Here is a 12,947-nt window from a genome sequence, read left to right as displayed (position 1 = left end):
GGTCTTCGAGCTCGACGGCCGCGACGACGAGTCGGACGTACGGCTGGGCTGGTGGAGCTGTTCGACGCGCCGGCCGCGTAGTGAGCTGGTTAAGAATCGCCGGCGATCGGGCAGCCTACGCCAGCGAGTACCCGAGGGCGCTGAGGAAGCGTCGGGCCAGTACCAGCTCCTCCTGGTCCGCATCGGTGGGCGGCAAGACGACGCGCAGCAGGCGGCAGACCGGCCGCTCCGTGCTGGCGGCGTGGAAGGAGAGCAGGAGGGCGAGCAGGACCGCGGAATGGGAGAGGCTTACGAGTGAGTAGCCGGCGCCGATGACCGGTACGGAGACCTCGTCGAAGTGCCGCGACCGGATGGCGGCCCACAGCCCGTCGTACGTCTGGGTGAGATGCGACCACGTGGTCACCGTCCCGTTGCGGGTCGGGCGCCCGCAGGCGAGCAGCAGGATCGGTCCGGGCGCGCCGGACGACTCGATGAACTTCACATCCCCCGGCCGGCTCAGCGGGCCCGACTGCATCTGTTCGATGGCCAGCTCGGCCTCGGCCCGGCCCGCAATGTCCAGCGACTCCAGGTACTGCACAATCAGGCTGCTTGGCGCGACCTTCTCCGGCGAGAGCGTTCGCCGGCGATCGGTCGTGATGACGCACGGCCGATGATCCAGGACGTTGCCCGGCACGACCTGGATCGTCCACGCACCCGTGTTGCTCTTCGCGCGGATCGATCGTTTCGTCACGCGCAGCACCAGCCCGCCGATGATACCGAAGGCCAGCGTGCCCAGCAGCCACCAACCGCCGACGGCGGCCGACGCGTCCGGCCACACGAACTGGGCAACGCCGAGCGCCGAGGCGATAACGCCGCAGGTCGCGAAGAGCCACTGGATGGCCTCGCGGTCGACGGTTCCGGTGCGGCGTTTGATGGCCTGCCACCGTCGTCGCAGCGGCGTCAGCGGAGGCGCGTCTGTGGAACTGCTCGGGGTGGCCGCCACATCACGATCCTGCAAGGTTCGTCACCCCTGTTCCAGCAGCATGCGGATCTTGCAGGCGGTCGCCGCCCCGGTGAGGTCCGGAAAGAGCCGCAAAGCGCTGATGCCCATCAGGTCGAGGTCGGCCAGCGCAGTCCGGACATCATCCAGGGGCAGCAGGACCCGGGTCAGCGCCACGCCGGTCACGTCCGTGCACCGGATGACGACCTCTTCCAGGCAGTTGAACGGGCTGCGGGACAGGGTGTAGTAGCCGGCCTGGTTGCGGGCCCTCGCGTTCTCGTACGACGGCGCCGCCACGATCTCCACGTCGTGCGCGCCCGACCACATCGGGGACCGCCGGTGCAGCATCCACAGCACGACGTGGCTGTCCGCCGTGTCGGCCTCTTCGAATGCTTTCTGGTACGCGAAGAATGCCGCGATGTACGGGCTGCTGGTCCAGTCGAGCAGCCTGGTGGGCAGTCCGTGGTGCTGCCCGAGCGCGATGAGCCGGCGGTCGTCGTCGCACAGTTCGGCCGGAAGCCCGTAGTCACGGCAGGCCTCGCGGAATGCGGCCACCAGGTCGTCGAAGACTTGTGTGCGGCGGTCGGGCTCCACGTGCCGGAACGTCCGGTCGAAGAGGGATTCGAGCTGCCAGCGGGGGGATCGCATGCCGCGGAAGAGGTAAGCGTCGTTGCGGTACGAGCCGGCGTCGATGAACTCTGAGACCAGGTCACGCTTGAACTCCCACCATGAGTCCAGGCGGATCTCGCGAATCTGCGCCACGGTGACCTCAGGCGAACGGTCGTACTGGCCGCGATCCGACCGACCGGATACCGACGGCGTCGATCAGGCACGGGTGGAGGACGTACTCGCGCTCGGACAGCGGCGGCTGGAGTTCGCTCATGCCGCCCATCGAGTAGAAGAAGGTGCCGTCCGCGCCGTTGCGTTTGCCGTCGAAGCCGAGCAGGCCGTTCTGCCACAACACGGTCGCGAGGTCAGTCTGGCCGTCGAAATGCTGCCGGAGTAGATCCCGTGCACACTGCAGGCTCGGCGCGTCGAACCGGTCGGCGCCGAGCAGGAGCAGGGACTCGCGCAGTGCCTCGACGATGTCGTCGCGGATGTACGCGTGCCGCCCGACGTAGAAGTCCGCGTACCCGTGCTGCCCCGATTTCGCCGGGGCCAGATCGGCGGAGATCTGGTTGGCGCACTGCTGAATCTGGTCGTTGCCGAACGCTCCGGCCACCGCCGCCACGGTATCTCGGATGGACTGCTGCGACGGCGGCCCGCTACCCGCGCGTTTCGCCCGCAGCGCGACGTTGCTCAGCGAGTTGCCGATCTCCACCAGATCCCGCGGTATCAGGCGGGTGTGCCGCAACACGTAATCGATGGCGGTCTCTCGGTTTCCCCGGGCCAGGTTCTCGATCTCGGTGAGCCCGAGCCAGGCGGTCATCGGGTCCTCCGCGGCGGGCTCGGTCAGGTACCGCTTGTCCAGCCGTTCGATCTTGTTGTACAGCAGGTACTTCAGCGACGCGGCGTCCCAGTCCAGCACCCGCACGTGCGGCTCCCCGCGGTACTTGCTGGCCATCTCGCTGCGCAGCACGCTGGAGAACACGACGTCCCGGAGGGCCACCACGACATGCAGCCGCCCGCCGATGCGGTGGTCCTTCAGCCACTGCATGACCGCGTGGAAGAGGCCCTCCTGGCAGGGCAGCCAGTACATCGGGGCGTACGCGAAGGATTCGTCGACCCCGTCGATGTAGAAGGCGATGGGTGGCAGGTCGACGATGGCCTCGCGCAGAAAGTGCGTGAGGTCGTTCCAGTCGCGTCGTTGCAGGTACGCCACCAGTTTGTGCTTGGCGTCGTACTCGTACAGGATGTCCGCGAGATGGCTGTAGACGGTGCCGGGGGCGCGCCCCTGCCCGATGAGGTGTGCGTAGCGCTGCAGTTCCTCGCGCAGCTCACCGTTCACCCGTTCGCGCAGTTCCCGCTGGCGCAGGATGTGCGCGGCCACGGTCCGGGTGATCGAGCACGACCAGAGCCGCTGCCACATTTCGACGAGGTCCCGGCGTTCGAAGAACTGGCAGGTCCGCACGATCGACTCGGTCGACGGCAGGTCGCCCTGGGACGTGTCGGCGTACACGCTGGCCTCGTGGTCGGCGGACGCCTGTAACCTGCGCAGGTAGACCGTCTTGCCGGCGCCCATCCGCCCGACGATCACGCGGGCTCGCATGTCGTCGGCGCGCGTGGCCAGCGCACCGAATGCCTCGTTGCCGGCGAAATCAACGAAACGTTCGAGCAGCGAGTCGAGATTCTCCCGCGCACCGTCCGGATTGCCGAAGGGCGCGGCACCAGTGCTCAGGACCGACGGGCCAGAATTCATCGCCGTGCTCCCCTCCCTCGGCCCGGACGGAGTCGGCACGTGATGCGCTACGCCGACTCGCGGCCCGTCCGGCCGGCCAACACTCTTAGAGACAACCAGGCCACGGAGGGATACACAACAGTCGTAAATTCAAACCAGTGACTGATTCGTCCGCAGGTGCGCGGGGTGCTCCTGCCGAAAAGTCTCATCCGCGCTGGTGAGTGGCACTCCGCCCGCAGCGCGAAATCGACGCGCAGTTGGTGCAGACCGGCGCTCTTGCCCACCACGGTGGCGCCACCGCACGAGCAGCGCCCACGCTGCGTCCTCGGACAGATGCGGGTCCGGGCCCAGCTGGTTCCGCAGTGATCTGCGTCACTCGGAATGAACTTTCCCTCGCCGGTCACGTCCGGAGCGCCTGGATACCTCTCGCGTGCATCCAGGGAGAACGATGAGATCAGTTCGCAGGATATCGGCGCTGGCGATGCTGGTGCTGGGCGTCTCGGCGGTGGCCCCGGGCGGTTCGCCGGCGGTGGCGCAGGCCCAGACACAGACACAGAAGCCGTCGACCATACCCGCGGTGGCCTCCAAGCCCCGGACGGTCACTCTGCTCACCGGCGACACCGTCCACGTCAGCACCAAGGACGGCGAGACGACTGTTGACGTCGTGCCGGGGAAGGGACGGGAGCGGATCCCGTTTATCAAACACAGCGCCGGCGAGGACGTGCAGGTCATCCCGGCCGACGCCGTCGGCCTGCTCAACCGGGGCAAGCTCGACGCGAGGCTCTTCGACATCTCGATGCTCGTCGACTTCGGCTACGACGACACCCGGGCCACCCTGCCGCTCATCGTCCAGCACAGCAGCGCCGCCCCCGCCGGCCTTGCCGGCGCCAGGACCACCCGGGAGCTCTCCGGAGCGAGCGCTGTCGCGGAGAGCCGCGCGGACGCGGTGTCCTTCTGGAACACCATCACTTCCTCCGCCAGTGGTACCGAGCGGCAACTACGGGTCGGCTTCGACAAGATCTGGCTCGACGGGCTGCGCCGCCCCACCCTCGACGTCAGTGTTCCGATGACTGGCGCGCCGCAGGCGTGGCAGGCCGGCTGGACGGGAGCAGGGGTGAAGGTCGGTGTGATCGACACCGGCATCGATCAGACCCACCCCGACCTGGCCGGCCACGTGGCCGCCGCGGAGAACTTCACCTCCGATCCGGACAGCCTCGACCGGGTCGGTCACGGCACCCACGTCGCCTCCACCATCGTCGGCAGCGGGGCCGCGTCGCAGGGCCGTTACAAGGGCATGGCGCCCGGCGCGACCCTCTACAGCGCCAAGGTCTGCACCGAAGTGGGCTGCCCGGAGTCGGCGATCGTGGCCGGCATGACCTGGGCGGCGCAGCAGGGCGTCAAGGTGGCCAACATGAGCCTCGGCGGCCCGGACAGCCCGGACACCGATCCGATCGAGGCGGCCCTGGCCGACCTCACCCACCGCTACGGCGTGCTTTTCGTCGTCGCCGCGGGCAACGACGGCCTGGCCGGCGAGTCCACGGTGAACTCGCCCGGCGACGTGGCCGAGGCGCTGACCGTGGGCGCCGTGACCAAGACGGGGGAGCTGGCCGAGTTCTCGAGCCGGGGTCCGCGCGCGAGCGACGCCGGCATCAAGCCGGACATCACCGCACCCGGCGTCGGTATCGTCGCTGCCCGCAGCTCGACCTCCGACCTGTGGCCGGAGGAGAACCCCCAGTACACCCGCCTCAACGGCACCTCGATGGCGACTCCGCACGTGGCCGGCGCGGCGGCGATCCTGGCCCAGCAGCACCCGGACTGGGCGCCTGAGCGGATCAAGTCCACGCTGATGGCAGCCGCTCAGCCGAACGCTGCCATCGGTGTCTACGAGCAGGGCGCGGGCTTCCTCAATGTCGCCCGGGCGATCCAGCAGACCGTCACGGCAAGCCCGGTCAGCGTCGCGTTCGACCGGACCACCACTGCGCAGCAGAGGACGGTCACGTACTCGAACAGCGGCTCTGCCGCCCTCACCCTGGCGGTCTCCCTCGACGCCAAGGACGCCGACGGCGCCCCGGCACCGGCCGGCCTGTTCAGCCTCAGCGCCTCCTCGGTGAGGGTCCCGGCCGGCGGCACGGCCACCGTGACCGTCAACGTGCAGGCCGGCGCCGGCCTGCCCGACCGCTACTTCGGCGGTGAGGTGACCGCCACCGGCGGCGGCGCGCAGGTGCAGACCCCGGTCGCGCTCGACGTCGCCCGCCACCAGCTGACCCTCAAGCTCGTCGGGCCGGACGGCGGAGCGCCCACGCCCGACCAGGGCTGGGTGACCATCCTGACCGACCTGGACCGGCAGACCAACCTGGTGCTCGGCGACCCGACGACCACCACGTACCGGCTCCGCGCGGGCCGCTACCTGGTCCAGACGTACATGCTGACCGGCGACCCGGGCTTCCCGGACATCACCTCGCTGGTGCGCCCGAGCCTCGACCTGACGACGGACCAGGCACTCACCATGGACACCCGCCTGGCGAAGCCGATCGCCGTATCGGTGCCGAACCCGCAGGCCACCGCGATCTTCCAGGAATCCGGCTGGACGATCCGAACCGAGCCGCCGCAGATCTGGGGCAGCAACGACCCGTACGGCGTGCTGATGAACGTCCCGTTCGACCACGTGCGGACCGCGCAGATCGGGGCCGGCAAGACGCCCGGCTTCGTCTCCTACGTCAACGGGATGTGGGGCAAGGTTGCCCAGGACGGCAGCCTGCACAACAGCCCGTACGTCTATCGGGTCTACTTCTACGAGCCGGAGAGGATGATGACCGGGCTGACCCGCAAGCTGCGCCCGGACGACTTCGCCACGGTCCGCTCCCAGATCGGCGCGGACGTCGCCGGCGTACCGGTTTCGCGCTTGGCGGTCGCGCACGCGCCCGGCAACTCGCCGATCTACCGAGGGGACGAGCGCACGGTCCCGCCGACCTTCACCTACGACGTGCCGAGCACCATCACCGAGTACTACAACAAGGACAAACAGGCGGTGTGGCAGTCGACGTCGGCCCAGCGGGGGTACACGTACTACGAGTCGGCGTGGACCAGCTTCGAGCCCGGGCGCACATACACGGTGAAGTGGGCCAACGCGGTGGCCGGGCCCGTCTTCCCGGAGCCGAACTTCGGCCAGCAGTTCGCCACCCGCTACTGGGGCGACACGATGGGCGGGCCGGGGCCGCTGCACGGCGACGGTACCGGGCACATGGGCTTCCGGTTTGTTCGCGGCGGCAGCGTGCAGGTGAACCTCTACCGCAACGGGGTCAAGATCGGCGACGCGAACCAGGCGCCCTGGTCGTGGGACGTGCCGGCGGAGGCGGGTGACTACCGGTTGGCCGCGACCTTCCGCAGCGACCCGGAGTTCACCCTCTCGACGGTGGTCGACGCGGAGTGGACCTTCAAGTCCGCGCACGTGAGCGACGGTGACCTGGTGAAGCTGCCGATGACGGCGATCCGGTTCACCCCGGATCTCGACATCGACAACCGGGCGCCGGCCGGCCGGCTGTTCGCGATCCCGGTCTCGTTGGACCGTCAGGTCGGGGCGGAGCGAGGCCGGACCACGGCCTTGAGCGTGGAGGCGTCCTTCGACGACGGCCAGACCTGGCACCAGCTGACCGTGCAACGCTCCGGCGAGAAGGCGGTCGCCTGGGTACGCAACCCGGCCGGCACGGGCTTCGTCTCGCTGCGGGCCGCCGCGACGGACACCAGCGGTAACACGGTCAAGCAGACCATCATCCGCGCCTACCGGTACTGAGGATGAGCCCCGGACGCGGCGCCCACCGGCGCCGCGTCCGGGTCACCAGTGCGAGGCCGTCCCATCGGGTCGGCCGCGTCGTCGTACTCATCCCCGAGCTCCGCGGCATATGCGCGTAGCAGATCATGCATCCGCCACCGGCCGTCGTCCGGCTGGATCAGCAGTTGCGCCCCGAGCTCGGCGAGCAGGCCGCGGGCAGCGCGCAGGGACAAGCCGCCCAGCGCGGCCGCCGCTTCCGTGCTCAGCGGCCCGGCCGGGTGCCGGGGCAGCAGCCGGAAGAGCCGGGCTGCCTCGGGAGTCAGAGCCCGGTAGGACCAGGAGAAGCTCGCCTCCAGATCGGCCTTTGCGTCCCCGAAGCCGGCCAGCCGCCCGGCTGCCTCGGCCAGCTCACCAGCGATTGCGGGCAGGCCGAGCCCGGGCCGCCCGACGCTGCGGGTGGCGACCAGTGCCAGGGCCAGCGGCAGCCGGCCGCACCGCGCGATGATCTCGTCGACGGTGGCCGGGTCGGCGGCCGCCGCGTCGCCGAGCCAGCGGGCGAGCAGCTCGCGGGCCTCGGCGCCGGTCAGTGGGTCGAGGTGCAGCGTGTGGGTGCCCACCGGACCGGCCACGTCAGTGATCCGGCGGCGGCTGGTGGTGATGACGAGACTGCCGCCGATGCCGGGCAGCAGGTACCGGATCTGGTCCCAGTCGACGCAGTTGTCGAGCAGGATCAGCATCCGCCGCTCGGCCAGGATGCTGCGGTAAAGGCCGGCCTGGGCGTCCAGGTCGGCGGGGATGGCGGCAGGCGCGACCCCAAGGGACGACAGGAAGCCGCGCAGCGCCTCCGCCGGTGTCATCGCCGAGTCGCCGGAGTCGAAACCGCGCAGGTCCGCGTGCAGCTGCCCATCGGGGTAACGGCCGGCCAGCTGGTGGGCCAGGCGCACCGCGAGGGTGGTCTTCCCGACGCCGGGCATGCCATTGATGACCAGCGTGTTGGTCGGCCGGTCTCCGGCCAGCAGCTCCTCCACGCCGCCCAGGACGTCGCGGCGGCCGGTGAAGTAGGGGTGGTCGGCCGGCAACTGCATTGGCGGCTCGGCCCGGATCGTCGCCGGGGCGTCGTGGTCGAGCAGGCTGTCCCGGGCCGCGCGCAGGTCGTCGCCCGGACGGATGCCGAGCTCATCGGCGAGCCGGCGCTCGATGCCGGTAAACGCCGCGAGGGCCTCGGCCCGGCGGCCGTGCGCGGCGAGCGCGAGCAGCAGCCGCGCCTGCAGTGCCTCGTCCAGCGGTTCGTATTCGGCGGCCAGCCGGATCGCGGGCAGCACCGCGTCGATGCACCCGGCCCGCAAGGCGGCGTCGGCCGCCGCTCGGACGGCCGCGAACCGCTCCCTGTCGACAGCGACGAAGTCCGGATGCGCCCGGCCGCCGGCCTGCAGGCCGGCGGCGCACCGGTCGTGCCACAACGCGAGTGCCTCCCGATAGAGCTCGACGGCAGGCTCGCCGGAGCTGCCACCGGCCTCGGCGACCAGGCGCCGGAAACGCACGAGGTCGAGCGACTCGCTGTCGATCCGTAGCTGATATTCGGCGCCGTCGCGGATCAGCACCGAGCCTGTTGCCCGCGTCGGCAGGCCCGGCTCGAAGCGCCGCCGGAGCATCCCGACGTGCCGGTGCACCACATTGACCGCGCTGGGTGGGGGGTCGGACGCCCAAAGCAGGTCGACGAGCTCGGCGACGCTGACCGCGCCGCCGGCCCGGGCGAGCAGCAACGCCAGGATCAGCCGCTGCTGCCGGGTACCGAGGTCGATTTCGGACTGGCCGCGCCAGGCCCGTACCGGGCCGAGAAGGGCGAATGAGAGCGGGCCGGTCATCTTGATGCGATCTTACGCAGGGCTGGTTGCCGCGGTCGCCACCACATGGTGCGCTTCGACGCGGTGGCCGGATCGCCTTCCGGCGGAGTCGTACCTGCTCAGGCCGCCTGGAGGCCGGTGCGCAGGGCGCGTAGCGCATGGTGGGTCCGGGACTTCACCGTGCCGATCGGCACTCCCAACCGGCCCGCGACCTCTTCCTTTGACCGCCCGACCAGGTAGACCTCGGAGAGCAGAATGCGCTGCGCCGGGCTCAGCCGACCGAGCGCGCGCCGGATGGCGTACGACGCCAGCGCGGTGCCGGTGGTGTCGTCAGCAGCGGGAATCCAGGTCATGTCGACCAGATGGACCTCGGCCGGGCGCCCCCGTCGCAGCCGGAGGCCGTCGATGACGAGCCGCCGGGCGACGGTGCAGAGCCACCGGCGGGCGGCATCGGGCTCGGTCGGCACCGCGTCGATGTGCCGCCAGGCCCGCAGCATCGTTTCCTGGAGCAGGTCCTCGGCGGTCTGCCCCTGGCCGCGGGTCAGTACGAGCAGCAGACGCAGCACGGCGTGGGCGTGGTCCGCATGCAGTGCAGTCATGCGCTCAGACCTGCCGGCCGATGATCGATCGGGTACCCGCAGCACGATGTCCCCCGTACGCAGCAGCAACGGTGAATGCGGCACGAGCCTAGGGACGACGGATGCGAATGGACTGACGCTGAAGTGCGGATCGAGTGCCGTCACCGATGGATATCGGTCACGGACGCGACGTGACCGCCGCGAGCAGGTCGGTCAGCCGCCGGCGCATCCGGGTCTGCGCGTGCGGGATCAGAGCCAGCGCCTCCTGCCACGCCCGCACCGCGGTGTCCTGGTCGCCGGCGGCGGCGAGGGCTTCGCCGAGCAGCGCCAGCACCTCCGCGGCCGCCGCCGGCGCCGAGGCCTCCTGATAGGCGACGGCCGCCTCGCGCCAGCAGTCAACCGCCTGGCCGAGCTCCTGGCGGGCGAAATGCACCTGGCCGAGCACCTCCCACGCCTCGGCGATGCCCAGCTTGTACTGCGCTCCGCGTGACAGCGCCATCGCCTGCTCCGCGCGGCGCACGGCATCTTCCTGCCGGCCCAACTCGGCGTAGCTCGCGGCCATGATCACCAGGACGTCCGCGAGCAGTTTGTCGTGTCCGGCCACCCATGGCCCGGGCGCCGTGGACAGCGTCCGGACGACCTCCTCGTGTCGCCCCTGGGCACGCAGAATCATCGCCCGGTTGATCCCTGCCCGAGTCATCTCGCCGTGCAAGCCGAGCCGGGCGAGCAGCTCGACCGCCTGGTCGAGATGCCCGACCGCGGTCTCGTGCTCGTGCCGGAAGTAGGCCGCCCCGGCCAGGCTGCGGTGCATCCGGGCCTGCCCTACGAGGTCGCCGGCGACCCGGGCGGCCTCGAGGGCCACCTCGCCGGTTGCCGTCCAGTCGGCCCACCGGCCGCTGCGTTCGAAAAAGTGCTGCATGCCCAGGGCGAGCTGCCAGGCCTCGGTGTGCCGGCCCTGCTGAGCGGCCCGGCCCACGAGCGCGATCAGGACCTGCCGCTCGGCGGTGAACCAGCGCATGGCGTCGCCGTGATCGGCGAAGCGTAGCGGGGTCTCGCCCGGCCCCGGATCGATCATCGGGTGGTCCTCGGAGGTCAACAGCCTTCGATGCGCCTGATAGCCGGTGGCTCGGTAGAACTGTAGGCACCGCAGCTCCGCGGCGGCGCGCTCGGCCGGGCTGTCGTTCTCCTCGCCGAGCTCCATGGCATAGGCCAACAGCAGGTCGTGGGTGCGGTAGCGGCCGGGCAGGTCCTCGTTGATCAGGTGCGCGCGGCTCAGCTCGCCGAGCTGTGCCCGCGCGCTCCGCAGCGGGACGCCGGCCAGGGCCGCCGCCCCGGCGACCGGGATGTCGGGGCCCGGATGGAGCGGCAGCAGGCGGAAGAGCCGGGCGGCCGGCGCGGAGAGTGCCTGGTATGACCAGGAGAAGGCGGCACGCAAGCCGGTCTGCGGGTCGTTGCCGTCGAAGCCGTCCAGGCTCCCAGGCGCTTGGGCCAGCTCGGCGGCGATCTGTGCCGTTGGCGTCCGCGGCAGGCTCGCCGCGCGGGCGGCCACCACGGCCAGCGCGAGCGGCAGCCGCCCACAGCCGGCGATGATGGCGTCGATCGCGGCCGGGTCCGCCGCGAGGCGGCCGGCGCCGAGCGGCCCCAGGAGCGCCGCGCGGGCCTCGTCGACGCTCGGCAGGCCGATCGGCAACGGGTGGGCGCCGGCCGTGGTCAGCAGAGTGCTGAGCCGGCTGCGGCTGGTGACGATCACCAGACAGCCGGGACTGCCCGGCAGCAGGTGCCGGATCTGCTCGGCGTCCCGACAGTTGTCGAGCACGATCAGCAGGCGCCGGCCGGCAAGGCGGCTGCGGTAGATGCCCGCCTGGGCGTGCAGCTCGGCGGGAATGCCCTCCTGGGGCACCCCGAGCGAGCCGAGGAAGCCGCGCAGCGCCTCGGACGGGCTCATCCTCGGCTCCCGCCCGTCGTATCCGCGCAGGTCGACATACAGCTGCCCATCCGGGTACCCGGCGGCGAACTCGTGGGCGAGGTGGACGGCAAGGGCGGTCTTGCCGATCCCGGGCATGCCGTCGATCGCGAGCACAGCCGGCCCGCCCGGGCGCGCGGTCGCCGCGCGGGCCTCGGCGATGAGGTCGTCCCGGCCGCTGAAGAAGGGCAGGTCAGGCGGCAGCTGCGCGGGCCGGGGGAGTGGCGGCGGCGACTTGGTGGGCGCCGACCCGGTGCGCTGGTGCAGCAGCCGGTCGTACGCCTCCCGCAGCTCCTCGCCTGGATCGATGCCCAGGTCGTCGGCGAGCCGGCGGCGCACCGCCTGGTACAGCTCGACGGCCTCCGCCTGGCGGCCGTCGGCGGCGAGCGCCAGCAGCAACCGGCTCTGCAGCGACTCGTCGAGCGGGTGCTGCTCGGCTGCCTGCCGCAACGGCGCCAGTACCGCGCTCAGCCGGCCGCATCGTTCGGCCGCGTCGGCGGCCTCGCGCGCGGCGCGGGCGCGTTCGGCCTCCACGGCGAGAAACGCGGGATGCTGGCGGGAGGCCGGTTCCAGGCCCGAGGCGCACCGGCCGCGCCACAGCCGTAGCCCGTCGAGGAAATGCCGCAGCGCCGACTCCGGGTCGCCGTCCTGCAGATGCCGATCCGCCAGCCGGCTCAGCGACCGGAACTTCAACAGGTCAAGGGATTCCTCGTCGGCGTGCAGCCGATAGCCCGAGAGCTCCCGGAGGATGTGCCGGCCCGCCGATCGGGTGGGCAGACCGGGCTCAAGCAGCCGCCGGAGCATCCCGACGTGCCGGTGCACCACGTTCGCGGCGCTGGCCGGAGGATCCTCGTCCCAGAGCAGGTCGACCAGCTCGGCCGAGGAAACTGGTGAACCAGCCCGAGCCAGCAGCAACGCGAGCACCAGGCGCTGCTGACGGGCGCCAAGATGCAGTTCGGCGCCGGCGCGGACCACTCTGACCGAGCCGAGTACCGAGAAACTGATCGTCCCGTCCGCCTCCGTCCGCACACCGGCAACCGTAACCGGCCGATCCGCCGTCCGAGGCCTGCGACCGCAGGCCCAAGGGCGAGGCGGGTCTCCGGGATACGGCCCAAGTGATGGTCCCTAACGAGGCAGCGCGCGCAGCGGGTCGCCTGTTCGACCGATTCTTCGACGTTCTTGAGTTGCTTCCGAGAATTTGCTGCCTGATATTTCCAACCGGTCGGTACAAACGGGAGCCGCATCGTTGTGAGGTGGGTGGCGAAAAGCAATCGGTCGCCGAGCAAGGATGCTGACGCTGCGCGTCGTCGGAGATACGGACAGGCACACGGAATGTGGTGTTCCTTGCTCTGTGAGGGGGCCGGGATTTGGCGGGGCAACGCTCGCTTATGCTGGGCGATCGGTACGTCTGTCCGACTTCGGTGCGCTTGCCGAAGAACGGCGGCACGTAGGCAAAACGCGTGGAATAACGCGGGG

General features: G+C 70.8%; 7 protein-coding genes. 1 reads left to right on the top strand and 6 read right to left on the bottom strand.

Annotated elements, in window-relative coordinates; translation table 11 throughout:
• Nucleotides 1-115 precede the first annotated feature (115 nt).
• From AB0B76_RS00770 to AB0B76_RS00760, 3 genes are read right to left on the bottom strand one after another with little or no spacing between them, the layout of a single operon-like run.
• Complete coding sequence (locus tag AB0B76_RS00770; protein WP_360367134.1) at nucleotides 116-997, bottom strand: macro domain-containing protein; 882 nt, start codon at nucleotides 995-997, stop codon at nucleotides 116-118.
• 6 nt (nucleotides 998-1,003) lie between these two features.
• A complete protein-coding gene (locus AB0B76_RS00765) occupies nucleotides 1,004-1,741 on the bottom strand; it encodes an FRG domain-containing protein (RefSeq protein ID WP_360367131.1) in 738 nt (245 codons plus the stop codon).
• Between the two features lie 7 nt (nucleotides 1,742-1,748).
• Nucleotides 1,749-3,338, bottom strand: a complete 1,590-nt coding sequence (locus tag AB0B76_RS00760) for a hypothetical protein (protein ID WP_360367128.1) — start codon at nucleotides 3,336-3,338, stop codon at nucleotides 1,749-1,751.
• 427 nt (nucleotides 3,339-3,765) lie between these two features.
• On the opposite strand from AB0B76_RS00760, the gene AB0B76_RS00755 reads away from it, so the two are divergent.
• The gene (locus tag AB0B76_RS00755; protein ID WP_360367125.1) at nucleotides 3,766-7,107 is read left to right on the top strand and encodes a S8 family serine peptidase; all 3,342 of its coding nucleotides are present in this window, start codon (nucleotides 3,766-3,768) and stop codon (nucleotides 7,105-7,107) included.
• Here the strand turns inward: AB0B76_RS00755 and AB0B76_RS00750 are convergent.
• The 3 genes from AB0B76_RS00750 to AB0B76_RS00740 form a co-directional block, all read right to left on the bottom strand.
• Nucleotides 7,095-8,951 carry a BTAD domain-containing putative transcriptional regulator gene (locus AB0B76_RS00750; protein WP_360367122.1) on the bottom strand — a complete coding sequence of 619 codons (1,857 nt, stop codon included), beginning with the start codon at nucleotides 8,949-8,951 and terminating at the stop codon, nucleotides 7,095-7,097. The two genes, AB0B76_RS00755 and AB0B76_RS00750, sit on opposite strands and share 13 nt — an antisense overlap.
• 98 nt (nucleotides 8,952-9,049) lie before the next feature.
• Complete coding sequence (locus AB0B76_RS00745; RefSeq protein WP_360367119.1) at nucleotides 9,050-9,529, bottom strand: sigma-70 family RNA polymerase sigma factor; 480 nt, start codon at nucleotides 9,527-9,529, stop codon at nucleotides 9,050-9,052.
• Nucleotides 9,530-9,686: 157 nt separating this feature from the next.
• The gene (locus tag AB0B76_RS00740; protein WP_360367116.1) at nucleotides 9,687-12,500 is read right to left on the bottom strand and encodes a BTAD domain-containing putative transcriptional regulator; all 2,814 of its coding nucleotides are present in this window, start codon (nucleotides 12,498-12,500) and stop codon (nucleotides 9,687-9,689) included.
• Between the last annotated feature and the right edge of the window lie 447 nt (nucleotides 12,501-12,947).

The sequence above is a fragment of the Dactylosporangium sp. NPDC049140 genome (genome assembly GCF_040648435.1).
Note: the sequence above shows the minus strand (reverse complement) of the source record. Positions and strands in the feature narration are given on the sequence as shown.

Excerpts from the sequence above, each read along its gene's own strand:
- AB0B76_RS00760 (WP_360367128.1), bottom strand. The coding sequence starts at position 3,338 with ATGAATTCTGGCCCGTCGGTCCTGAGCACTGGTGCCGCGCCCTTCGGC.
- AB0B76_RS00755 (WP_360367125.1), top strand. The coding sequence starts at position 3,766 with ATGAGATCAGTTCGCAGGATATCGGCGCTGGCGATGCTGGTGCTGGGC.
- AB0B76_RS00745 (WP_360367119.1), bottom strand. The coding sequence starts at position 9,529 with ATGACTGCACTGCATGCGGACCACGCCCACGCCGTGCTGCGTCTGCTG.
- AB0B76_RS00750 (WP_360367122.1), bottom strand. The coding sequence starts at position 8,951 with ATGACCGGCCCGCTCTCATTCGCCCTTCTCGGCCCGGTACGGGCCTGG.